The sequence below is a fragment of the Lachnoanaerobaculum sanguinis genome (assembly GCF_033242365.1).
GTDB lineage: Bacteria > Bacillota > Clostridia > Lachnospirales > Lachnospiraceae > Lachnoanaerobaculum > Lachnoanaerobaculum sanguinis.
Window position 1 is genome coordinate 1 of sequence record NZ_BTHK01000048.1, and the last position, 687, is coordinate 687.

The 687-nt window shown below is 42.9% G+C and carries 1 protein-coding gene; it reads right to left on the reverse strand.

The window, feature by feature from the left end; genetic code table 11:
• On the reverse strand, window positions 1-687 hold a 687-nt coding region (locus tag SBH76_RS13465; RefSeq protein WP_317978165.1), incomplete at both ends, for a MucBP domain-containing protein.

Below are 687 nucleotides of genomic sequence, written 5' to 3' on the forward strand. Positions count from 1 at the left end.
AGGTCTTGTAGGTCTTATAACTACATCCTCATCTCTTCCCGGTATAGTGATCTGGCTTGGGGTTGCCACTCTTATCGGAGTTGTAGGGGTTGTCGGTGTGGTAGGGGTTGTCGGTGTACTTGGATTTACCGGTGTTACAGGGGTTATCGGATTAATCGGGTTAATCGGATTTATCGGGCTTGGGTTTATAGGAGTTACAGGGGTTAGCGGTCCCGGTATTACTACCACGCTTGGGTCCTTCTTATAGATGTATGTTACTTCTATTCTTCCTGAACTGAATACTCCTGTCTCTGCTCCCTGTACAAGGTGTAAACTATATCCGTTTATTGCCTTTGCCGCTGTTGCATATGGCAGGCCAAGACTTCTACTTCCGTCAAGTATTTCATCACTTTCTATCGGTATTCCTGCAGTATTTACGTAATGGGCGATTACATCTCCTGCATCTCTTCTTCTGTACACATATGTTACAGTCTGACTTCCGCTTATAAATGTTCCTGTTGCGTTACTTGGTACACTTATCAGATCGTAATTATCAAATACCTTTGAACTTGTTGTATAGTTCTCTCCAAGTTTCTCTCTTCCGTCAAGTACCTCAGGGCTCTCTAAAGGTACATTTCCGTTCTCATCTATATGCTCTACTACAACATCTCCCGCATCATCACGCTTATAGATATAGTTTACAGTTAT